The following is a 22,077-nucleotide window of genomic DNA, read 5'->3' as shown; positions in this document are numbered from 1 at the left end:
AACAAAACCCGGCATTGCCGGGTTTTGTTGTCAGAAAGCATCGATTAACCAATGATTTCCAGTCCGCCCATATAAGGACGCAGTACCTCAGGTACTTCGATGCGGCCATCAGCCTGCTGGTAGTTTTCCAGCACCGCCACCAATGTACGTCCTACTGCCAGGCCAGAACCGTTCAATGTATGCACCAGACGAGGCTTCTTGTCAGTTTTACTGCGGCAGCGAGCCTGCATGCGACGCGCCTGGAAATCCCACATATTGGAGCAAGAGGAGATCTCACGATAGGTATCCTGCGCTGGCAACCATACTTCCAGATCATAAGTCTTGGCAGAGCCAAAGCCCATATCACCGGTGCACAGCAGTACTTTGCGGTACGGCAGGTTCAGCAACTGCAGGACATTCTCGGCGTGGCCGACCAGCTCTTCCAGTGCATCCATGGAAGTTTCAGGCGCAACGATGTGCACCATCTCAACTTTATCGAACTGGTGCATACGGATCAGACCACGGGTGTCGCGTCCGTAAGAACCTGCTTCAGAGCGGAAGCACGGCGTGTGGGCAGTAAGTTTGATCGGCAGATTTTCTTCTTCCACGATCTCATCACGCACCAGGTTGGTCAGCGGCACTTCCGCCGTCGGGATCAGTGCATAGTTGCTGCTGCCCGCTTCTTCACCCAAAGGCTTGGTGTGGAACAGGTCTTCACCAAACTTTGGCAACTGGCCCGTGCCAAACAGCGTCTCATGGTTGACCAGATACGGCACGTAAGTTTCCAGATAACCATGCTGCTGAGTGTGCAGATCAATCATGAACTGGCTAAGCGCACGGTGCAGGCGAGCGATCTGACCCTGCATCACGATGAAACGTGATCCGGTCAGTTTCACTGCGGCGGCAAAATCGAGGCCTTTGAGTGCTTCACCCAGCTCAACGTGATCTTTTACCGGGAAATCAAACTGACGCGGCTGACCCCAGCGGCTGACTTCCTGATTCTCGCTATCATCTTTACCCAGCGGCACTTCATCGACCGGCAGGTTTGGTAGCGAGAGGGCGAAATCGCGAATGGTGTTTTGCAATGTATCCAGCTCAACCTTCGCCGCATCAAGGCGTTCGCCCAGTACGTTCACTTCCTGACGCAGTGGCTCGATGTCTTCCCCACGCGCTTTGGCCTGACCGATGGATTTGGATCGGGAGTTACGCTCTGCCTGCAGATTTTCAGTTTCTACCTGCAGTACTTTACGACGCTCTTCAAGCGAGCGCAGCGTTTCCACATCCAGTTTGAATCCTCGGCGTGCCAGTTTTTCAGCGACTGCGTCTGGCTCATTACGCAGCAGATTGGGATCGAGCATGCTTATCCTGTGTAATTAAGGTTGGTTGAACGAATGAAGGGATGCATCCCACTGGAATGCATTGAAATACTTGCTCACCTTACCGTAAGGCGTTTATCAGCGGTAGCGTTTTATCGGGCTATTTTGATCCTGTTCAGCCAACCAGGCGAGTTTTTCGCCTATTTTCCCTTCAAGCCCCCGGTTGGTGGGTTGATAGTAGCGCGTTTGCGCCATTTCAGGTGGGAAGAACACCTCTCCAGCCGCATAGGCATTGGGTTCGTCATGCGCATAGCGATACTCTTTGCCCAACCCCATCTCTTTCATCAATTTGGTGGGCGCATTGCGCAGGTGTTCTGGCACATCGTAATCCGGGAATTCTCGCGCATCACGCATGGCCGCTTTGAACGCGGTATAAACCGCATTACTTTTTGGCGCGCAGGCGAGATAAACGATGGCCTGTGCAATCGCGCGCTCGCCTTCAGCAGGTCCGACGCGGGTGAAACAATCCCATGCCGAAATAGCCACCTGCATGCCACGCGGATCGGCATTGCCCACATCTTCCGAGGCAATCGCCAGTAAGCGGCGTGCAACGTACAACGGGTCACCACCGGCCGTAATAATACGGGCATACCAATAGAGCGCCGCATCCGGCGCTGAACCGCGCACGGATTTATGCAGCGCCGAAATCAAATCGTAAAAACGGTCGCCTTTGTTATCAAAGCGCGCCGCTCTTTCGCCGGAAACTTCATTCAGCAACTGAGGCGTCAGTTCACGCTGTCCTTGCGCATTGCTCTCTGCCATATCCGCCATCATTTCCAGCGTATTCAGCGCACGGCGTGCATCGCCGTTCACCAGTTCAGCAATCATGCGCCGGGTGTTCTCTGGCAGCAAAATGTCGCTGTTACCGTACCCTCGCGCACTGTCCTGCATAGCCTGGGTCAGCACCTGCTCGATATCTTCCGTGGTGAGCGATTTCAGCAGATAGACGCGCGCACGGGATAACAGTGCCGAGTTGAGTTCAAATGAGGGATTTTCGGTGGTCGCGCCGATGAAGGTGATGGTGCCATCTTCAATATGGGGCAGAAAGGCATCCTGCTGGCTTTTGTTAAAGCGGTGTACCTCGTCCACAAACAGAATGGTACGACGACCTAGTTGACGATTCTGCCGGGCGCGCTCAATGGCTTCGCGGATCTCTTTCACACCGGACGTCACGGCAGAAATACGCTCAACATCTGCTTTGCCGTAATGCGCAATGATCTCTGCCAGCGTTGTTTTGCCTGTTCCTGGTGGCCCCCACAAAATCATTGAATGCAGATGCCCGGCCTCAATCGCACGAGGCAACGGTTTTCCCGCCGCCAATAAGTGCTGTTGGCCGATATACTGCTGCAATGTGGCTGGCCGCATGCGCGCGGCCAGAGGCTGGAACTCATTTGAAGAGGCGAAATCCAGGGACAGGTTACTCACCGCGACCTCACTGACGTTGATCGTCCACCGTTACCCCTTTAGGCGGTGTAAAGGTGAACTTATCTGGGCTAATCGCACCGTTTTTCTGGCTCTTCAGCTGATAATCACTGTGCTGACCATCTTGCTCAATCGCACTGAATTTGTTGATGGTGCCTGATGCAGAGACATTAATGGTGAATTGCTTCAGGTTGCCATCGCTGCTTTTCGGCGTCAGTTCGAAATTGTCGCCTTGCTGTTTGATGTTGTACTGCTGCCAGTCACTGGGCTGGTTACGCGCAATCAGCATAAACGGCGTATTGCTGGTGGCGTTCTGCAGCAGGCTAACACTGGCCTGTTCTACAAACGGATTATAGAACCACAGGTTTTTGCCATCGGAGATAATCACGCTTTCGTCTGGCGCAGTCATGTGCCAGTTAAACAAGCTCGGGCGCTTAACCCACAGCTCACCTTCACCATCCTGCACATTTGCACCGCTGCCATCTGTCACTTTCTGGCTAAAGCTGGCATGGAAGCTGTTCACTTTGTTCAGACGCTGCTGCAAATCGCTCGATGCATCCGCCAGTACTGACGAAGAAACAAAACCGGCCAGCAGGCCGCAGGCAATAACGCGTAATTTCATCTGATTCGATTCCTTATTGATGGTTTCCCGACACTTACTGCATTAAACGTAGTTGCCGCTCTGTCTGTTCGACAGAAGAAAAAGCCGAAAGCTCCCAAAGATATGGGGATCGTTCTGCAGATAAACAACGGGCCAGTGTTAACTGGCCCAGAAGTAAGTCATGGCGTGCGCTAAATTACATCTCGTGTGGCGGCGGCGATAGCACTTCGCGGTTACCGTTGTGGCCCGGTTCAGAAACAATACCCTGCGCTTCCATCTGTTCAATGATGCGCGCGGCTCGGTTGTAACCAATACGGAACTGACGCTGCACACCGGAGATTGAAGCGCGGCGTTTCTCCACCACAAATGAGACTGCCTGATCGAACAGCGGATCAAGCTCTTCATCACCGTCGAGACCACCCGCTGCGCTCTCGCTCTCTTCACCGGCAGTAATACTTTCGATGTATTGCGGACGTCCACGCGCTTTCCAGTCCTGCACCACCGCGTGCACTTCCTGGTCGCGCACGAAGGCACCGTGGACACGCACTGGCATTGAGGAGTTAGGCGGCATGTATAGCATGTCACCCATGCCTAGCAGCGATTCCGCGCCACCCTGGTCGAGAATAGTACGTGAGTCAATTTTACTGGAAACCGTAAAGGCGATACGCGTTGGGATGTTGGCTTTGATCAAGCCGGTAATCACATCCACCGACGGACGCTGCGTCGCCAGCACCAGGTGAATACCCGCTGCACGCGCTTTCTGCGCCAGGCGAGCAATCAACTCTTCGACTTTCTTACCTACCGCCATCATCAGGTCGGCGAACTCATCCACCAACACCACGATATACGGCAGTTTTTCCAGCACAGGCGGCGTGGTGTCCATACTGTCACCCGGCTTCCAGAATGGGTCTGGAATTGGGCGCCCCATGGCAGCTGCCTGCTCAATTTTCTCGTTGTAACCGGCAAGGTTACGCACGCCCAGCGCAGACATCAGCTTGTAGCGACGCTCCATCTCACCCACACTCCAGCGCAGCGCATTCGCCGCATCTTTCATGTCGGTGACCACTTCAGTTAGCAAATGCGGAATGCCTTCGTAGACGGACAGCTCCAGCATTTTCGGGTCGATCATGATAAAGCGCACTTCTTCCGGCGTGGCTTTATACAGCATGCTGATGATCATGGTGTTCACACCAACCGACTTACCGGAGCCGGTGGTACCGGCAACCAGCAGGTGCGGCATCTTCGCCAGATCGGCTACCACCGGTTGACCCGAAATGTCTTTACCCAGCACCACCGCCAGCGGTGATGGGTTATCGCGGAACTTGTCGCAGTCCAGCACTTCACGCAGATACACGGTTTGGCGATGTTTGTTCGGTAATTCCAGCCCGACATACGGCTTGCCTGGAATCACTTCCACCACACGAACCGCGACGGCTGAAAGCGAACGAGCCAAATCGCGTGACAGGTTAGAGATACGGGCGGCTTTCACGCCAGGCGCAAGATCAAGCTCAAAGCGGGTAATCACCGGGCCAGGCGAGATGCCCACCACCTCGGCTTTCACACGATAATCGGCCAGACGTGCTTCCACCAGACGTGCCGTTTGCTCCAGCGCGAACATATCTACCGGCTCTTCTTCCGAAGGCGGCGAGGTCAGCAGATCGAGTGTCGGCAGCGGTGTGGAAGGCCTCTCCAGCGGACGTTCATGGCGCACCAGGAACGGATGGAACAGGCTATCTTGCGCAGGTGCAACCGGTTGAGGCGCTTCTGCTGGCGCAGAATAACTCTCTGACTCGGATGATGACCACGGGCTGTTGTGTTCATTCAGCGAAGGCATGGCTTCCGGCTGAGGTGCAGCAGGCTGTTGCCATTGCGCAGGCGCTTCAGGCTGCGGTGTGGCTGGTTGCTGCCACTGCGCAGGAGCTTGAGGTTGCGGTGCAGCAGGTTGTTGCCACTGTGCAGGTGCTTGAGGCTGCGGTGCAGCAGGTTGCTGCCACTGCGCAGGAACTTCCGGCTCAGGCGTCGCAGCAATGGTAAACAACGGCTCGCTGGGGCTGTCATCAACCAGGTCTTTCATTGGCGAAAAATCAAAGGCCGATGAGGTATCCAGGTTAAATGCCGGGCCTTCATTGGCTTCAGGTTGCTGATAGCGCTGTTGCTGCTGAGCCGCAAACTGATTGGCCAACTGAGCCTGATGCAGATCCTCTTCATCATCTTCGACTTGATGCTGTCCGGTCTCTGCATAGCGCTGCTGTTGCTGGGACGCAAACGCTTCGCGCAGTTGGGCTTCCTGCAACGCAGCATCCTCTTCATGATCCTGTAGAGGTTCATGATAGGTCGCCGTCATTTCAGGCAGTTGCTGTTCGGCTTCTTCTCGCGCTTTGTCTTCCGCCATGCGCTGTGATGGCAACTTAATGCCGTAAGAAGCCAGCTCACGACGTGTCGGCAGTTTAACTTTGTTCGGACGCGGTAATTCAGGGCCAATACCCTGCTTCACCTGAGGATTGTAATCGCGCTCAGGCACCACATCGAATGCCGGCATATAAGCTGAAGCCGTTTTCGCTGCTGCTGCACCCAACGCTGCGGCTGCCGCTGTGTTCAGAGAAGCGGATGATTGGGCGGCGTCCTGCCAGTTCCCCATGCGCGGCCCTTCATCATCATCCACCGGTGAGAACGCTGAAGGCGCAGGTTCGCTCGGCACTTCAAAGCGATACAGCGGCGGCGCGGGTTGGATAACCGGTTCAGGCGCAGGTGGCGGTGCTGCAACAGGCTGTGCTGGCGCAGCCACATCAGCGCTGTGATACGTGGGAGCCGGCTCGGCTGCTGCGTTGACCACCGGGGGCTGCACAACGGGAGCCTGGTGTGCAGCTTCAGCGGTCACCGCAATGGCCGCTGCAGTTGCTGCACTGGCTTTGGCTAACAGAGGATCATCCGGCAACTGTTCGGCGATAGGCTCGGCCACTTTACGCGGTTTAGCCAGCAGAACGTCATCATCTTCCTCATGCGATTGCGCAGCACGAAGCGGAGGCGCAGCCTGTTCTGCATGCTCTTCCTCTTCTTCGTACTCCTCTTCTTCCTGCCAGGGTTCGTCATGACGCGATCGGTTGCTGGCAAAGGTCAGCACGCCCATCACCACGCTACCGATTTTTTCGGCGATGGTTAGCCACGACCACCCGGTATACAAGGTAATACCTGCCGCCCAGACACAGATCAGCGTCAAAGTACCGCCTGCAGAACTGAACCAGGGTGCCATTGCATTGCTGACGAGGCTGCCAATCACACCGCCCGAAGCAAAGTACCAGATGTCATCGACGTTCAGCGCGGCTAAACCGCAAGTGGTCACCACCAGCGCCAGCACGCCAATCAGGCGCAAGCCCACCGCAAAGTAATCGATGTAATCCTGGCGATCGCGCTGACGGAATGTAATCCAGCACAAGCCAATGATCACCGGAGGAATGGCATACGCCATTACGCCGAAAATGAATAAGAGGGTATCCGCCAGCCATGCGCCAACACTGCCGCCCAAATTATGGATCGGTTCATGCCATGCGGTCTGCGACCAGCTTGGATCGGAAGGATTGAAGCTAACCAGCGACACCATCAAATAGATGGCGAACAGGGCCACAAGGATGAGCAACGCTTCCAGCAGCCTGCGTCCACTGCTCAGCGGTTGTAACGAAACGTCTTTATCTTCTGTATATTCCTGGCTCAAGAGAACTCTCCAGGTGCCTGTAAATTAAGAAGGCAACAGCGCCGGGCAAGCCCGACGCTGTTCCTGTATGAATTCACAGGAGTGTACCGAATTCCTGCAAGTTATGCACCTGCCCTGCATCAACGGGTTTTGATCACCAGGCGATTGCTCTGTTTGACCTCTTCCATTACCACGTATGTACGAGTGTCGTTTACACCCGGCAGGCGCAGCAAGGTTTCACCCAAAAGCTTACGATAGGCGGACATGTCCGGCACGCGAGTTTTCAACAGGTAGTCAAAGTCACCGGAAACGAGGTGACACTCTTGAGTTTCCTCAAGTTTTTGCACAGCGGCGTTAAATTGCTCAAACACATCTGGCGCACCACGATTCAGAGTAATCTCAACGAATACCAGCAGTGAAGCATCCAGATAATGTGGATTCAGCTGTGCGGTGTAACCCAGAATGAAGCCCTGACGCTCCAGGCGACGCACACGCTCAAGACACGGCGTAGGTGATAAGCCAACACGTTTTGAAAGCTCAACATTGGAAATACGACCGTCTTTCTGCAATTCATTCAGAATGTTTCTGTCGATACGATCCAGGTCTTTACCGGGGCGTTTCTTATTGTCTACCATTATTATTGTCTCTCTTAATTCCTTCCCTTTACCTGCCACACCCTGAAAACGTTCATTGTTCAGGGCCTTACTGAAGTGAAGACGATAAGTCTGTGCAGTAACGCATCCATCCGTATGAAGCATGTTGTCTGTCCACATCATGCGTCATTACCAATGTCAGACTGAGTTTATCCGGCAAAAATGTGCAAAACAGAAATGAAATTCTGTTTTGAACCGCTAAATATTCTCCGCTTCTGGTAATGTTTTCGCAAAACAGCAGGCGATTGTCAAAGTAAAACATCCAAATTCAGTACAAGATGCCAGATAGAGTTCTGGGTTGCTGTTTTTAAATGAGAATTTTTATGCTGCTGCACCAGAATTTGCCGAGCATTGCCCCCTTTTGGCGCAATCGGCGTGCAAATTTCACACTCATCGACTACGCCGCTTGCAGCGATTGTTATCAAAATTGCTGAAACCTTTTTTTGCTGCGCTAATTTCCCTACAATCAAAAACTATGTTGTCGAAAAAAACTGAGGAACGCATGAGTACGGCCAAACACAGTAAGCTGCTCATTTTAGGCTCCGGCCCTGCCGGATATACCGCGGCAGTCTATGCCGCCCGCGCTAACCTGAATCCGGTATTGATTACCGGGCTGGAAAAAGGCGGTCAGCTCACCACCACAACTGAAGTTGAGAACTGGCCAGGCGATCCGAACGATCTGACCGGACCGGCGTTGATGGAACGTATGCAAGAGCATGCCGAGAAATTCAACACCGAAATTATTTTCGACCATATTCATACGGTTGATTTGCAAAATCGCCCCTTCCGTTTAACGGGTGACAGTGGTGAATACACCGCTGACGCACTGATCATTGCGACCGGCGCCTCCGCACGTTATCTCGGCCTGCCTTCTGAGGAAGCATTCAAGGGCAAAGGCGTTTCCGCCTGTGCAACCTGTGACGGTTTCTTCTATCGTAATCAGGAAGTCGCGGTCATCGGTGGCGGTAATACTGCGGTGGAAGAAGCACTTTACCTGGCAAATATCGCAGCGAAAGTGCACTTGATTCACCGTCGCGATAGCTTCCGTGCTGAAAAAATCCTGATCGATCGGCTGATGGAAAAAGTGCGCAACGGCAATATCGTGCTGCACACTGACCGCACGCTGGAAGAAGTGGTCGGCGATCAGATGGGTGTGACCGGCGTAAAACTGCTGTCAACAAAGGGTGAAGAGCCTGAATTGCTTGAAGTTGCAGGTCTATTCGTCGCTATCGGCCACAGCCCGAACACTGCAATTTTCGATGGCCAGTTGGCGCTGGAAAACGGCTACATCAAAGTCCAGTCCGGCCTGCAGGGCAATGCGACGCAAACCAGCATTGCTGGCGTCTTTGCGGCAGGTGATGTGATGGACCATATTTATCGCCAGGCGATCACCTCTGCCGGTACCGGCTGTATGGCGGCGCTGGATGCAGAACGCTACCTGGATGGGCTTGTTAAAACCGATCTGTAACTTGTTAATAAGCTGATCATAATTGCTAAGAGGCGACCTGTTTTGGTCGCCTTTTTTATTGCCTGCATGCTAAAGTTCATGCGCTTAATATTTCCGGACACTTTATCCGGTTTTGCCTCTCTCCATCAGTGATCAAACGGCTTCGCATGGAAAAATCACGGCAGCAACATCTTCTTCGCTGGCTCCGTCAGCAACGTCTTCACGGCGCAAGCAGTTTACGTGCCGCATCGTTATTTGGTTTTGCCGGCGCGCTGGTGATTATTGCTCAGGCCTGGCTGCTGGCCTCGCTACTGCAAAATCTCATCGTGGCGCAACAACCGCGCAGTGCCCTGCTGACTGATTTCATCCTGCTACTGCTTTGCTTTGTTCTCCGCGCAGGTCTGCACTATGCGCGTGAAATGGCGGGTTACCGTGCTGGCGTCGCTATCCGTCGTGCTCTGCGCAAACAGGTACTGGATAAGCTGAACGATCTCGGTCCGGCCTGGGTTCAGGGCAAACCGGCGGGAAGCTGGACAACGCTGCTTCTTGAGCAAATTGAAGAGATGCAGGAGTATTACGCGCGATATCTGCCCCAAATGTCACTGGCCGTGTTTATCCCCTTTGCCATCCTGATCGCGATCTTCCCAATTAACTGGGCGGCGGGATTGATTCTGCTCGCGACCGCACCGCTAATTCCTATTTTCATGGCGATGGTCGGCATGGGCGCCGCTGATGCAAACCGTCGCAACTTCCTGGCGCTGGCGCGCCTGAGCGGCGATTTTTATGACCGACTCCGCGGGCGTGAAACATTGCGTCTGTTCGATCGGGCTGAAGCTGAACAGCAGGCGATCGCCGAAAGCACCACGGATTTTCGTCAGCGCACCATGGAAGTGCTACGTCTTGCCTTTCTCTCTTCCGCGGTATTGGAATTCTTTGCCTCACTGGCGATTGCTGTGGTCGCGGTCTATTTCGGCTTTTCCTATCTTGGCGAACTCAATTTCGGTCATTACGGCACTGGCGTGACCTTGTTTGCCGGATTCCTGGCGCTGATCCTGGCGCCCGAGTTTTTCCAGCCGCTGCGCGATCTCGGAACTTTTTACCACGCTAAAGCGCAAGCCGTTGGAGGCGCCGACGCACTGGATCGTTTTCTCAACGAGAGTCCGGAAATCACGCCTGCGACCACCAGCCTGTCAGTTGATTTTGTAACCGCATTAAGCCTTGAAGCGCAGGATTTGGTGGTGATGACAGCCAAAGGTGAAAGGTTGTCACAGCCGCTGAATTTTACCCTTGAAGCGGGTAAACGCGTAGCGCTGGTGGGCCAAAGTGGCGCAGGAAAATCAGCGCTGATGAACGTGCTGCTCGGTTTTCTGCCCTATCAGGGGTCGCTGCAGGTCAATGGGTATGAACTGCGGGATATCAGCCGTGAGAACTGGCAGCAGCATCTGGCATGGGTGGGTCAAAATCCGCATCTGCCCGCGCCGACGTTGCGCGAAAACCTGTCGCTTAACAGCAGCATTGATGAAGTAACCCTGCGCAGCGTTATACAACAGGCGGGCGTGAATGAATTTCTCGCTCGTTTACCGCAGGGCCTCGACACGCCGCTCGGTGATGGCGGCATGGGCCTGTCTGTCGGCCAGGCGCAACGCGTCGCCGTGGCGCGTGCGCTGTTAAAACCTGCACAACTCCTGTTGCTGGATGAGCCCGGTTCAGGGCTTGATAGCCAGAGTGAACAGCATGTAATGCGTGCATTAAACCAGGCCGCCACACAGCAAACCACCCTGATGATTACCCATCAACTTCACGATCTCGCCCATTGGGATGAAGTCTGGGTGATGCAATCCGGGCAACTGGTACAGCAGGGGAATTGGCAGCAGTTGATGGCTCAGGATGGGCCGTTGCGCGCCATGGTACAGCATCGCCAGCAGGAGATTGTCTGATGAATCCATTATTGCCGTTTCTGCGCCTGTTTCGTCGTCATCCATGGCGTTTAGGCCTGGGCATCATTTTGGCTATTGCGACTTTGCTCGCCAGTATCGGCTTGCTCACCCTATCTGGCTGGTTCCTCGCAGCCTCATCGCTGGCGGGTGTAGCTGGCCTGTACAGTTTTAACTATATGTTGCCCGCAGCGGGCGTACGGGGTGCGGCGATTATCCGCACCGCTTCGCGTTACTTCGAGCGCCTGGTCAGCCACGATGCCACCTTCAGGGTGCTGCAGCATTTGCGTGTATTCACCTTTAGCAGGCTGATGGCGCTGGCACCTGAACAACTGGCGCGTTTCAGACAAGGCGAACTGCTGAACCGCTTTGTCAGTGATGTCGATACGTTAGATCATCTCTATCTGCGTGTGATTTCACCGCTGGTCGGTGCCGCAGTGGTGATTATTGTCGTGATTTGCGGTCTGGCAATGTTAGATGTGCCACTGGCGCTGCTGCTGGGCGCAATCATGCTGCTGACGCTGCTCCTGATGCCACCGCTGTTCTGGCGATTAGGTATTTCAGCCGGGCATCGCATTGCTCAGCATCAAGCCAGTTGGCGCTTGCAATTGACGCAATGGGTAACCGGGCTCGCTGAATTACAAATTTATGGCGCAGCGGGTTTGTGGCGTAACAAACTTGATGCCGAAGAGATCAGCTGGCAGCAGGCGCAGCGCGGTCAGCATAGCCTGCAAGCGCTGGCGCAGAGCCTGTTACTGTTAATCAGCGGCTTAACCGTGGTCTTGCTCCTGTGGGTCTCTGCAGCGGGCGTGGGCGGCGATAGCGCACCTGGCGCATTCATCGCGCTTTTCGTGTTCTGCGGCCTGGCGGCATTTGAAGCGCTGGCACCGGTTGCGGGCGCCTTCTTGCCACTGTCGCAGGTCACTGGCGCGGCACAGCGCGTACAGGAGATCATTGAGCAGGAGCCCCTAATTCGTTTTCCTTCTTCGACTGCGCACTCTGATCCAGGCATCAGCCTGATGCTGGAAAATATCACTTTCAATTATCCACAGCGCTCGGAACCGGTACTTATCCAGTTCTCACTTGCGCTGCGAACCGGCGAGCATCTGGCACTGCTCGGCCCCACCGGCTGCGGTAAATCCAGTTTGCTGGCGTTGATTACCCGTGGCTGGCAGGCGCAGCAGGGCAAGATTCGACTGAATAACATCCCCCTTGCCGAATGGGATGAGGCCAGCCTGCGTCAACGCATTAGCGTGGTCACGCAGCGCGTACATCTGTTTAGCCAGACGCTGCGCGATAATTTACTGCTGGCAAACCCTGTCGCCAGCGATGAACAACTCAATGCGGTGCTGCACCAGGTCGGACTTACTCATTTGGCGGACCATGATGAAGGGCTCAACGCGTGGATGGGAGAAGGTGGCCGCCCGCTGTCGGGGGGCGAGCTGCGCCGGCTGGCGATTGCACGCGCCCTGCTGCACAACGGCGATCTGTGGTTGCTTGATGAACCCACCGAAGGGCTTGATGCCACCACTGAGCAGCAGATCCTGACGTTACTGCGTCAGGTAAGCCACGGCAAGACCGTGATCATGGTGACTCATCGTCTCAGTGGCCTGACAACAATGGATCGTATTTGCGTGATGGATCAGGGGCAGATTATTGAGTCAGGGACGCACGACGAATTAATCTCAAAAGCAGGACGCTACTGGCGTTTCCACCAGCGCTTTGCGCTATAGTCTTAGCGAACAGCCCGAAGGGTAATTGACGCAATGAGACTGGTACAACTTTCACGGGATTCATTAAATTTCCCTCCGCCGGAGATGGCGCTGCGCGAGCCGAATGGATTACTGGCGATGGGCGGCGATCTCTCCCCTGCCCGGCTGATGAACGCCTATCAGCGCGGCATTTTCCCCTGGTTTTCGCCCGGCGATCCGATTCTGTGGTGGTCGCCCGATCCGCGTGCCGTGATGCTACCTGAATCTTTTCATCTCAGCCGCAGCATGGCGCGTTTTCACCGCCGTTCGCCCTTTCGCGTCACCATGAATCATGCCTTTCCGCAGGTACTGGAAGGCTGTGCCAGCGGCAGACAAGAAGGCACCTGGATCACTTTCGAAGTGAAGCGCGCCTGGCTGCGCTTGTATGAACTGGGTCATGCCCATTCGATTGAAGTCTGGAGTGATAATCGCCTGGTGGGCGGCATGTATGGACTGGCGCTTGGGCAGATTTTTTGTGGTGAGTCGATGTTTAGCCGTCAGGAAAATGCCTCAAAAACAGCGCTGTGGGTATTCTCGCAACATTTCCTCGCTCATCAGGGACGCTTGATTGATTGCCAGGTGCTTAACCCGCATACGGCTTCATTAGGCGCAGTTGAAATCCCGCGTGTCGATTATTTACAGTATGTGCAAACACTGGCGTGGCAGCCTGTTTTAAGCGGTTGCTGGCAAACACAAACCCTTTTTTGACCCTGCGCGCAGATGTTTTGCACACAATTCCCGACAAAAGTGATACAATAAGCGAGTTTGGTATGTCGTCCGCGCTTCGCTGTGGCGAGCCGGAATTGCCAGGTTGGGAATCTCATCCATTTCCCGAAGCTGTTACCGTTGTGCACTTGATGCCGATTGCGACAACTTCTTAGCCCGCTAATCCCCCGCAGACGTCAAAAAACACCCGAATTTTTCCGTAATGCACGCGCAAAGGCGCGACGCACGGCGAAGCGTTGGCAAAATCGCCAACGGTTCTTTACATAAATCATGGAATTCGGCATTATCTTGCCGGTTCAACAGTTTGGTAGTTCACCCCAGAGGATTCGATGGCCAAAGAAGACAATATTGAAATGCAAGGTACCGTACTGGATACGTTACCTAACACCATGTTCCGCGTAGAACTTGAAAACGGGCACGTGGTTACCGCTCATATCTCCGGTAAAATGCGCAAAAACTACATCCGCATCCTGACGGGCGACAAAGTGACTGTCGAGTTGACCCCGTACGACCTGAGCAAAGGCCGCATTGTCTTCCGTAGTCGCTAAGTTGTTGTCCACATCTCGCGTTTGTGGCAAGTAACTGAGCGCGAAAAAAAAGGCCGGATTCGCATCCGGCCTTTTCTTATTTACGACTCAGCACATCAATGCACAGTCCCTTCGGTTTTACGTTTTTCCGCACTCAGGAAGTGGTAAGTCAGCTGGTTTTTCTCTTTATCCAGCGCCACCGAAACTGAACCGCCATCCACCAATGAACCAAACAGCAGTTCGTTAGCCAGTGGTTTCTTCAGATTTTCCTGCACGGCACGTGCCATAGGACGTGCGCCCATCGCTTTGTCATAGCCCTTATCAGCCAGCCAGTCACGCGCATCATCACTGACTTCCAGTGACACACCTTTCGCATCCAACTGGGCCTGCAACTCAACGATGAACTTATCGACTACCTGATGGATCACCGTGGTATCCAGATGACGGAACCAGATAATATTGTCGAGGCGGTTGCGGAACTCTGGCGTAAAGATCTTTTTGATCTCCTCCATCGCATCCGTACTGTTGTCCTGATGAATCAGACCAATCGATTTGCGTTCAGTCTCACGCACACCGGCGTTGGTGGTCATCACCACCACCACATTGCGGAAGTCCGCTTTACGGCCGTTGTTATCGGTCAGCATGCCGTTGTCCATCACCTGCAACAGCAGGTTAAAAACGTCCGGGTGCGCTTTCTCGATTTCATCCAGCAGCACCACCGCATGCGGATGCTTGATTACCGCATCGGTCAGCAGACCGCCCTGGTCGAAGCCCACATAGCCCGGAGGTGCACCAATCAGACGACTGACGGTGTGACGCTCCATATACTCGGACATATCAAAACGCAGCAATTCAATGCCCAGGGCTTTCGCCAGCTGCACCGTGACTTCCGTTTTACCGACACCGGTTGGCCCAGCAAACAGGAATGAACCTACAGGTTTACGATCCTGACCCAGACCAGCACGGCTCATTTTGATCGCTTCAGTCAGCGCTTCAATCGCATTGTCCTGTCCGAACACCAGCATTTTCAAACGGTCGCCAAGATTCTTCAGCGTATCGCGATCGGTTGCCGACACACTCTGCTCTGGGATACGCGCAATTCGCGCCACCACAGTCTCGATATCAGACACATTGACGGTTTTCTTACGCTTGCTGACCGGCACCAGACGCGCACGCGCGCCGGCTTCATCAATCACGTCAATCGCCTTATCAGGCAGATGACGGTCGTTGATGTATTTCACCGCCAGCTCTACCGCAGCACGTACCGCTTTAGCGGTATAACGCACATCATGGTGAGCTTCATATTTCGGTTTCAGGCCGTTAAGAATCTGAACGGTTTCTTCCACAGAAGGTTCGGTAATGTCGATCTTCTGGAAACGACGCGCCAGCGCACGGTCCTTCTCAAAGATGTTGCTGAACTCCTGATAGGTGGTTGAACCCATCACGCGGATTTTCCCGCCGGAGAGCAACGGCTTGATCAGGTTAGCCGCATCCACCTGACCACCGGACGCGGCACCCGCACCAATGATGGTGTGAATTTCGTCGATGAACAGAATACTGCTGGTGTCTTGTTCCAGCTGTTTCAGTAGCGCTTTGAAACGTTTTTCAAAATCACCACGGTACTTGGTACCCGCGAGCAGCGAGCCAATATCCAGTGAGTAGATGGTGCAATCTTTCATCACTTCTGGAACATCGCCCTGCACTATGCGCCAGGCCAGCCCTTCCGCGATAGCGGTTTTACCCACGCCAGATTCACCCACCAGCAGCGGGTTGTTCTTACGACGACGGCACAATACCTGAATGGCACGCTCCAGCTCTTTATCGCGGCCGATCAGCGGATCGATTCCGCCGACACGAGCAAGCTGATTAAGATTGGTGGTGAAGTTTTCCATACGTTCCTCCCCGCCTGCTTGCTCTTCGTTAACCGGATTCTCCGCATTGTTCTGCGGCTGGCCCGGTTCGTCTTTACGCGTACCATGGGAGATGAAGTTCACCACATCGAGGCGGCTCACTTCGTGTTTGCGCAGCAGGTAAGCCGCTTGCGACTCCTGCTCGCTGAAGATGGCGACCAGCACGTTCGCACCAGCCACTTCGCTGCGACCGGATGACTGGACATGGAATACCGCACGTTGCAGCACGCGCTGGAAGCTGAGCGTCGGTTGAGTATCGCGCTCTTCTTCACTGGCTGGTAGCACCGGTGTGGTTTGTTCGATGAAGGCTTCGAGTTCCTGACGCAGAGCCACGATATCCACCGTACAGGCTTCCAGTGCCTCTCTGGCCGACGGGTTACTGAGCAATGCCAGCAACAGATGCTCGACGGTCATAAACTCATGACGGTGCTCGCGCGCTCTGGCGAAAGCCATGTTTAAACTGAGTTCCAGTTCTTGATTGAGCATTTGGCACCTCCCCCAATTATCGCTCTGACAACCTTTCCCCTATATGGAGACGGGCTCAGGCTTTTTCTAGCGTACACAGCAACGGATGTTCATTCTCTCGTGCGTAGTTGTTCACCTGGGCGACTTTGGTTTCCGCCACTTCTGCAGTGAATACACCACAAATCGCCTTTCCGTGGTAGTGAACTTTCAACATCAGTTGCGTTGCACGTTCAACATCATAAGAAAAGAACTTTTGGACTACGTCAATAACAAATTCCATAGGTGTATAATCGTCATTATTCAGAATGACTTTATACATTGAAGGCGGCTTTAACCCTTCGCGTACTTTATCTTCGGCTAGATGTTCGAAATTAAGCCAGTCGTTTGTGTTTGCCATAATGTTCCGTCGAAATTCTGCGTTACGATTGTGCACATTGCTGTGCCCATTCCTAAGTTTAACATGTCTGTCAAGCCACCCTATCCCGAAGAAAAAACGGCACTAAAAGCCCATGCGCGACCTGTATCACAAAATTTGCAATAGCGTTAACTGCCTCAAATTTTGATGAATTTCTCCCCATCCGCCAGGGCCGTTTGCTTGACGATAAGGTCCGTTTCTCTACATTCTACTTACACAAGCTGATTGAGTTTTAAACAAACTCGACTCACAGCTTCAATGACCTCACCTACTGTTCAAAATGTCTTGCGAGGGAAGTAAAAGCATGGAGACGGGTACTGTTAAATGGTTCAACAACGCCAAAGGCTTCGGCTTTATCTGTCCGATCGGCGGCGGCGAGGATATCTTCGCGCACTACTCCACGATTCAGATGGAGGGATACAGAACGCTGAAGGCCGGCCAGCAGGTTCAGTTCGATGTCCATGAAGGGCCAAAAGGCAATCACGCCAGCTTGATTGTGCCCTGTGAAGTCGCGCAAGTCGCCTGACGCGCGCCTCTTCATTCATTCTGACCACTCCCGAAAAAAAATGCCAGCCGCAGATGCTGGCATTTTTATTTTGCGATTTACCCCACCTTAATCCGCCCGCCCGCGTGCCAGCCACATCACGCGCGCAAACAGCTGATCCAACAGCGGCGGGATCGCCTCCGGTCCACGCTCAGCCGCAGCCATCGCCACCGCTATTGCCAGTTCAGGCTTCGAACTGTGTTGAATCGCTTTACTGATAATACGCCGGGCATTCATCGGCACGTTTAACGGCAGGTGCGCCATCTGATGATAAATATCGCGGAAACCCTGCTTATAGAGAAAATGCTCAATATCCGGTGCCGGGAATTGCGTGAGGTGGTCCGCCTCTTGTTCGTGATCCTGCAATTGGCTGCGTGCGCTGGACGCATATTTAATTCCCGCTTCGTCGCCGTCAGTCAACACATGCCAGGCAATACCCATACGCCGGGCAAACTTCAACAGCGGTTTAAGACCGGATTGCGCAAATTCGATGACTTTGACCCCTTCGGCTGCAAAATGGTAGCCGCGCTGCCGCGCCAGTTCGTTAATGATCCACACTTCCGTTTCCCCCTCCACCAGCAACCAGCAGCGGGCAAACAGCGCTGAGGGGCGATTAACGCGGATATGAAACCCAATACGACGGCTCTCCTCCGCGCTTAATCCTTCAGGACCAATACGCCATGCCGCGACGCGGGTAGGTTCACGCACCAGCCGGCAAATATTCTCCAGCGGCACCTGCGACAGCAACTCTCCCGAGTTGGTGGTGGTGATTTTTTGCAGCGGCATCAAATCCAGTAAGTTCCACGCCACCGACAACATAATCGGATGCAGTCGCGTTTCCGGATCCTCCACCAGCAGCAGTGGATGGGCACCCGGCGGAAGCGCTTCATTGCCGTGCGCCTGAATCAGCAAAGAGAACATGCGCAATAGGATCACCTGACGACTGCGTGATTCCGTTCCCGCAATCAGATGGTTAAGCTTGTCGAGTGAACGCCAGCCTTGTGAACCGTCGCGCAATTCTGGTGCGACACGCGCCGCGCTGATGCCCGGTTGCTGCACAAGGAAGTAGTGCTCCAGCAATTGCTGCATGGTGTGCAAGCCCTGACGCAATAAATCGTCGCTCAGATTCTGCGGCTGCACCACCAAATCCCGGGTTAATTTCTCGACTTCCTGTGACAACTCACTCAGCGTCGTAGCCCGGCGGTCTGCATCGATGTTGCTGTGTCGTCCGCGCCGGCCAAAGCGAGCATCGCGCAGTCTTAGCACTGGATAGAAGGCGCGCAAATGCGCCAGCGCCGCCTCAGTGCCCTCCATCGCCAGCACATCGCCATTGTGGTCGATAAAGCGCCAGGTGGTTTTCACGCCATGCTCATTGCGGCGCGCGCGAGTGCTGAAGCTGATAAAGCGCCCGTTTTCATCACGCTGCCAGAAGGGCTGGAACACGGCATCGTCATCGCCCGCTTGTGCACGGAAGCGAAACACCAGTTGCAGCTGACGCAGACGCGCCTCTACATCGCCCGGCGGGAAGTGAAAATCGTGTTCGGTAAATTGATAGGGTTCAGCCGCGGGCGCCCATAATAACGTCAGCGCATCCAGCAGGCTGGATTTACCCCATGCATTTTCACCAATCAGCAGATTGGTATCAGTGAGTGGCAACGACAGCCGATTGATGCCACGAAAACCACGAATATCGATATGTTCCAGAAACATCATGCCATCCCTTGAGTGCTTTGCCTGAGCATGGTCTGCGGCGTTAAGTTGGTCAAGTTAACGCGCCGGTAAAAGGTTTACACTTCAACTGTTTTCCGCTAGGTTGCGGCCCTCACCCACGGATGGAAACGCTCTATGTATGGCTTAATCATCATTCTGCTGCCATTGATCGCTGGCTATTTACTGCATGTGACTCGTGCCAATCTGCTGCGCGGCGTCGCACGCATGCTGAGCGCACTGGTGTACATCATCCTGTTTTTTATGGGCACCAGCCTGGCCTTCCTCGATAATCTCAGTAGCAATTTGCTCATCATTTTTCACACCGCGTTGATCAGTATGCTGTGCATTCTCGCTTGTTCCTTGCTGGCTTTCTGGCTGCTGGAGAAGCGCGTGCCATGGCATCATCCGCATAAACAGCAAGCCCTGCCCTCGCGTCTGCACATGGCGCTGGAGTCCCTCAAGCTTTGCGGCTCAGTACTGGGCGGATTTCTGCTGGGATTAAGCCAGTGGTCCATTCTGCGTCACGCATCGACCATCAGTGAATATGCTCTGATGCTGATGCTGTTCCTGGTCGGCATCCAGCTACGCAGCAGCGGCATGACCTTGCGCCAAATCACGCTCAATCGTCGCGGCATGCTGGTGGCGGCGGTGTCACTCTGTAGCGCCTTGATCGGCGGGATGCTGGCGGCAGTGTGGCTCGATTTGCCGATCAAAACCGGCCTGGCGCTCGCCAGCGGCTTCGGCTGGTACTCTCTTTCCGGCATTCTGATGACGGAATCGTTTGGTCCGGTGATTGGTAGTGCGGCCTTCTTTAACGACCTGCTGCGTGAGCTAATCACCATCATGTTAATTCCGCTACTGATCAGCCGTCAGCGCAGCATGACGCTGGGATTGAGTGGTGCCACCTCAATGGATTTCACCCTGCCGATTCTGCAACGCACTGGCGGTATGGAGATTGTTCCAGCGGCGATTGTGCACGGTTTTATCATGAGCTTATTAGCGCCGATTCTTATCGCGTTCTTCTCCGCCTGACCGCAGAGCGCATTTTTTCACGGCTGCGCGCCGTCTCCATCGTCTACGCTTTCTGACTGACACGTTTCCGCCATCGGGATGGATGGCCAAACACCAGAAAGGAGCGAACGATGAAGCAAACTGTGGCGGCACTGCTGGCCAAAACCCTGGAGAACGCGGGCGTAAAGCGCATCTGGGGCGTGACGGGCGATTCGCTCAACGGCCTGAGCGACAGCCTCAACCGCATGGGCACCATTGAATGGATGCCCACGCGCCATGAAGAAGTGGCGGCTTTTGCTGCCGGTGCTGAGGCACAAATCAGCGGCGAATTGGCGGTATGTGCCGGTTCCTGTGGCCCCGGAAACCTCCATCTGATTAACGGACTGTTCGATTGTCATCGCAATCACGTTCCGGTACTGGCGATTGCCGCACATATCCCTTCCAGCGAAATCGGCAGCGGCTATTTTCAGGAGACGCATCCGCAGGAGCTATTCCGCGAATGTAGCCATTACTGCGAATTAGTCTCTAACCCTGAGCAGTTGCCGCAGGTGCTGGGGATTGCGATGCGCAAAGCTATCCTTAATCGTGGCGTGTCCGTGATTGTCATTCCCGGCGATGTGGCGCTGAAACCGGCACCGGAAGGCGCACGCAGTGAATGGTATCCACCGCAGTTGCCGCATATTGTGCCCAACGCCAGCGAGATTGCCCGCCTGGCTGAAACGCTGAACGGCGCAGAAAATATTACGTTGATGTGCGGCAGCGGCTGTGCCGGCGCGCACGCAGAAGTGGTGAAGCTGGCAGAAACGCTGAAAGCGCCGGTGGTACACGCCATGCGCGGCAAAGAGCACATCGAGTACGATAATCCTTACGACGTCGGCATGACCGGCTTAATCGGCTTCTCATCCGGTTATCACGCCATGATGAACGCCGACACGCTGGTGCTACTGGGCACACAGTTCCCTTATCGCCCGTTTTATCCGGCGGATGCCAATATCATCCAGATTGATATCAATCCTGCCAGTCTCGGCGCACACAGCCATGTCAATATGGCGCTGATTGGGGATATCAAAGCCACATTGCAGGCGCTGCAGCCGCAGCTCAACAGCAAAAACGATCGTCATCATCTCGACAGCGCGTTGGAACACTATGTGGATGCGCGTAAAGGCCTGGATGACCTCGCCACCGCCAATGATAAACAGGCGATTCATCCACAATATCTGGCGCAGCAAATCAGCCATTACGCGGCTGAAGATGCCATTTTTACCTGTGATGTCGGCACGCCTACCGTTTGGGCCGCGCGTTACCTGAAGATGAACGGCAAGCGACGCTTACTGGGATCGTTCAACCACGGTTCGATGGCTAACGCGATGCCACAGGCGCTCGGCGCTCAGGCAATCGATAAGCAGCGTCAGGTCGTGGCGCTGTGCGGTGATGGCGGCTTCAGTATGTTGATGGGCGACTTTATTTCGGTGGCACAATTGAAACTGCCAGTGAAGCTGGTGATCTTCAATAACAGCGTACTGGGCTTCGTGGCGATGGAGATGAAAGCGGGCGGTTACCTTACCGATGGTACCGATCTGGAAAACCCCGATTTTGCTGCCATTGCCACCGCCTGCGGCATTAAAGGCATTCGCGTCGAGAAAGCCTCTGAACTCAACAGCGCGCTGGAACAGGCCTTTGCGCATGACGGCCCGGTGCTGATCGATGCGATCACCGCTAAGGAAGAGCTGTCGATGCCACCGCAGATTAAGGCCGAGCAGGCCAAAGGGTTCAGCCTGTATATGCTGCGCGCGATTCTGAATGGGCGTGGCGATGAGATCGTTGAACTGGCGAAAACCAACTGGCTGAGGTAAAACGGATAATAAGGCCAGATAACTCACAATGCGGGCGCTCAGCCCGCTTTTTTGTTTCAGGAGAG

17 protein-coding genes are annotated in these 22,077 nt (G+C 54.4%); 8 read left to right on the top strand and 9 right to left on the bottom strand.

Annotated elements, in window-relative coordinates:
- Window positions 1-44: 44 nt before the first annotated feature.
- The 6 genes from serS to LBW88_RS01465 form a co-directional block, all read right to left on the bottom strand.
- On the bottom strand, window positions 45-1,337 hold the full coding sequence (gene serS / locus LBW88_RS01490) for a serine--tRNA ligase (protein WP_224929575.1): 1,293 nt from the start codon (window positions 1,335-1,337) through the stop codon (window positions 45-47).
- Between the two features lie 96 nt (window positions 1,338-1,433).
- Window positions 1,434-2,780 carry a replication-associated recombination protein A gene (locus LBW88_RS01485; RefSeq protein WP_224929579.1) on the bottom strand — a complete coding sequence of 449 codons (1,347 nt, stop codon included), beginning with the start codon at window positions 2,778-2,780 and terminating at the stop codon, window positions 1,434-1,436.
- A gap of 7 nt (window positions 2,781-2,787) precedes the next feature.
- Window positions 2,788-3,399 (bottom strand): outer membrane lipoprotein chaperone LolA, encoded by a 612-nt coding sequence (gene lolA, locus LBW88_RS01480; RefSeq protein WP_034820613.1) that lies wholly within the window; start codon window positions 3,397-3,399, stop codon window positions 2,788-2,790.
- A gap of 175 nt (window positions 3,400-3,574) precedes the next feature.
- Entirely contained in the window at window positions 3,575-7,087 is a 3,513-nt protein-coding gene (locus LBW88_RS01475; protein WP_224929582.1) for a DNA translocase FtsK 4TM domain-containing protein, read from the bottom strand.
- Window positions 7,088-7,206: 119 nt separating this feature from the next.
- Window positions 7,207-7,701 carry a leucine-responsive transcriptional regulator Lrp gene (gene lrp / locus LBW88_RS01470; RefSeq protein WP_006118610.1) on the bottom strand — a complete coding sequence of 165 codons (495 nt, stop codon included), beginning with the start codon at window positions 7,699-7,701 and terminating at the stop codon, window positions 7,207-7,209.
- Between the two features lie 266 nt (window positions 7,702-7,967).
- The gene (locus tag LBW88_RS01465) at window positions 7,968-8,189 is read right to left on the bottom strand and encodes a hypothetical protein (RefSeq protein WP_200570762.1); all 222 of its coding nucleotides are present in this window, start codon (window positions 8,187-8,189) and stop codon (window positions 7,968-7,970) included.
- A 32-nt stretch (window positions 8,190-8,221) separates the two neighbouring features.
- Between LBW88_RS01465 and trxB the strand changes: the two genes are divergently transcribed.
- The 5 genes from trxB (at window position 8,222) to infA (ending at window position 14,125) form a co-directional block, all read left to right on the top strand.
- Window positions 8,222-9,187 (top strand): thioredoxin-disulfide reductase, encoded by a 966-nt coding sequence (gene trxB / locus LBW88_RS01460; protein ID WP_224929585.1) that lies wholly within the window; start codon window positions 8,222-8,224, stop codon window positions 9,185-9,187.
- Window positions 9,188-9,333: 146 nt separating this feature from the next.
- Window positions 9,334-11,103, top strand: a complete 1,770-nt coding sequence (gene cydD / locus LBW88_RS01455) for a heme ABC transporter permease/ATP-binding protein CydD (RefSeq protein WP_224929588.1) — start codon at window positions 9,334-9,336, stop codon at window positions 11,101-11,103.
- A complete protein-coding gene (gene cydC, locus LBW88_RS01450; protein WP_224929589.1) occupies window positions 11,103-12,833 on the top strand; it encodes a heme ABC transporter ATP-binding protein/permease CydC in 1,731 nt (576 codons plus the stop codon). Before cydD ends, cydC begins: the two co-directional genes overlap by 1 nt.
- 33 nt (window positions 12,834-12,866) lie before the next feature.
- Entirely contained in the window at window positions 12,867-13,559 is a 693-nt protein-coding gene (aat, locus tag LBW88_RS01445) for a leucyl/phenylalanyl-tRNA--protein transferase (RefSeq protein WP_034820657.1), read from the top strand.
- Between the two features lie 347 nt (window positions 13,560-13,906).
- Window positions 13,907-14,125 (top strand): translation initiation factor IF-1, encoded by a 219-nt coding sequence (infA, locus tag LBW88_RS01440; protein WP_002211347.1) that lies wholly within the window; start codon window positions 13,907-13,909, stop codon window positions 14,123-14,125.
- Between the two features lie 95 nt (window positions 14,126-14,220).
- On the opposite strand, the gene clpA is transcribed toward infA, so the two are convergent.
- Entirely contained in the window at window positions 14,221-16,500 is a 2,280-nt protein-coding gene (clpA, locus tag LBW88_RS01435; RefSeq protein ID WP_100702570.1) for an ATP-dependent Clp protease ATP-binding subunit ClpA, read from the bottom strand.
- 55 nt (window positions 16,501-16,555) lie between these two features.
- A complete protein-coding gene (gene clpS, locus LBW88_RS01430) occupies window positions 16,556-16,876 on the bottom strand; it encodes an ATP-dependent Clp protease adapter ClpS (protein WP_039332380.1) in 321 nt (106 codons plus the stop codon).
- 322 nt (window positions 16,877-17,198) lie between these two features.
- Between clpS and cspD the strand changes: the two genes are divergently transcribed.
- The gene (cspD, locus tag LBW88_RS01425) at window positions 17,199-17,420 is read left to right on the top strand and encodes a cold shock-like protein CspD (protein WP_100702568.1); all 222 of its coding nucleotides are present in this window, start codon (window positions 17,199-17,201) and stop codon (window positions 17,418-17,420) included.
- An 87-nt stretch (window positions 17,421-17,507) separates the two neighbouring features.
- Here the strand turns inward: cspD and LBW88_RS01420 are convergent, their stop codons facing one another.
- A complete protein-coding gene (locus LBW88_RS01420; protein ID WP_224929593.1) occupies window positions 17,508-19,148 on the bottom strand; it encodes an ATP-dependent nuclease in 1,641 nt (546 codons plus the stop codon).
- Between the two features lie 135 nt (window positions 19,149-19,283).
- On the opposite strand from LBW88_RS01420, the gene LBW88_RS01415 reads away from it, so the two are divergent.
- Together LBW88_RS01415 and poxB are read left to right on the top strand one after the other, a co-directional pair.
- Window positions 19,284-20,180, top strand: coding sequence for a lysine exporter LysO family protein (locus LBW88_RS01415; protein ID WP_224929596.1), 897 nt, complete (start codon window positions 19,284-19,286; stop codon window positions 20,178-20,180).
- Between the two features lie 110 nt (window positions 20,181-20,290).
- Complete coding sequence (poxB, locus tag LBW88_RS01410) at window positions 20,291-22,012, top strand: ubiquinone-dependent pyruvate dehydrogenase (protein WP_224929599.1); 1,722 nt, start codon at window positions 20,291-20,293, stop codon at window positions 22,010-22,012.
- The last annotated feature ends 65 nt before the right edge of the window (window positions 22,013-22,077 follow it).

The sequence above is a fragment of the Pantoea sp. alder81 genome (genome assembly GCF_020179835.1).
Classification (GTDB): Bacteria; Pseudomonadota; Gammaproteobacteria; order Enterobacterales; family Enterobacteriaceae; genus Pantoea.
The sequence above is the reverse complement of the archived record's forward strand: the minus strand, read 5'-3'. Positions and strand labels throughout refer to the sequence as shown.

Coding starts and splice junctions, on each gene's coding strand:
- serS (WP_224929575.1), bottom strand. CDS start 1,337: ATGCTCGATCCCAATCTGCTGCGTAATGAGCCAGACGCAGTCGCTGAA.
- cspD (WP_100702568.1), top strand. CDS start 17,199: ATGGAGACGGGTACTGTTAAATGGTTCAACAACGCCAAAGGCTTCGGC.
- lrp (WP_006118610.1), bottom strand. CDS start 7,701: ATGGTAGACAATAAGAAACGCCCCGGTAAAGACCTGGATCGTATCGAC.
- poxB (WP_224929599.1), top strand. CDS start 20,291: ATGAAGCAAACTGTGGCGGCACTGCTGGCCAAAACCCTGGAGAACGCG.
- trxB (WP_224929585.1), top strand. CDS start 8,222: ATGAGTACGGCCAAACACAGTAAGCTGCTCATTTTAGGCTCCGGCCCT.
- LBW88_RS01415 (WP_224929596.1), top strand. CDS start 19,284: ATGTATGGCTTAATCATCATTCTGCTGCCATTGATCGCTGGCTATTTA.
- infA (WP_002211347.1), top strand. CDS start 13,907: ATGGCCAAAGAAGACAATATTGAAATGCAAGGTACCGTACTGGATACG.
- cydD (WP_224929588.1), top strand. CDS start 9,334: ATGGAAAAATCACGGCAGCAACATCTTCTTCGCTGGCTCCGTCAGCAA.
- aat (WP_034820657.1), top strand. CDS start 12,867: ATGAGACTGGTACAACTTTCACGGGATTCATTAAATTTCCCTCCGCCG.
- LBW88_RS01420 (WP_224929593.1), bottom strand. CDS start 19,148: ATGTTTCTGGAACATATCGATATTCGTGGTTTTCGTGGCATCAATCGG.
- clpS (WP_039332380.1), bottom strand. CDS start 16,876: ATGGCAAACACAAACGACTGGCTTAATTTCGAACATCTAGCCGAAGAT.
- clpA (WP_100702570.1), bottom strand. CDS start 16,500: ATGCTCAATCAAGAACTGGAACTCAGTTTAAACATGGCTTTCGCCAGA.
- cydC (WP_224929589.1), top strand. CDS start 11,103: ATGAATCCATTATTGCCGTTTCTGCGCCTGTTTCGTCGTCATCCATGG.
- lolA (WP_034820613.1), bottom strand. CDS start 3,399: ATGAAATTACGCGTTATTGCCTGCGGCCTGCTGGCCGGTTTTGTTTCT.